Origin of the sequence: Streptomyces beijiangensis (assembly GCF_017315755.1) — a bacterium.
GTDB lineage: Bacteria > Actinomycetota > Actinomycetes > Streptomycetales > Streptomycetaceae > Streptomyces > Streptomyces beijiangensis.
In genome coordinates this window covers 1-223 of sequence record NZ_JAFLRJ010000930.1, presented here as the reverse complement: position 1 = coordinate 223, position 223 = coordinate 1, and the positions used below count along the sequence as shown (strand labels likewise).

At 78.9% G+C, this 223-nt stretch carries 1 pseudogene; it reads right to left on the bottom strand.

Going from position 1 to position 223, the window contains the following annotated elements:
• Positions 1-223: pseudogene (locus J0695_RS39925) on the bottom strand (hypothetical protein); the annotation flags it as partial.

The following is a 223-nucleotide window of genomic DNA, read 5'->3' as shown; positions in this document are numbered from 1 at the left end:
CCGGCCGGGCGTGCGCGGAGCAGTACGACGCGCGGGCGCAGGGTCTGGGGGTCGTCCACGCGGTCGCGGAAGAAGTCGTCCGGGCTGTCGTCCGTGGCCGCCTCCGGGTCGGCCGCGCCGCCTCCGAAGCCGCCGGCCAGCAGGGCGCTGTGGGCCGGAAGCGCCTCGGGGAGCTCCGCCGCCAGGGCAGGGTGGCCCGCCAACTCGCCCAGTACGGCGGCGA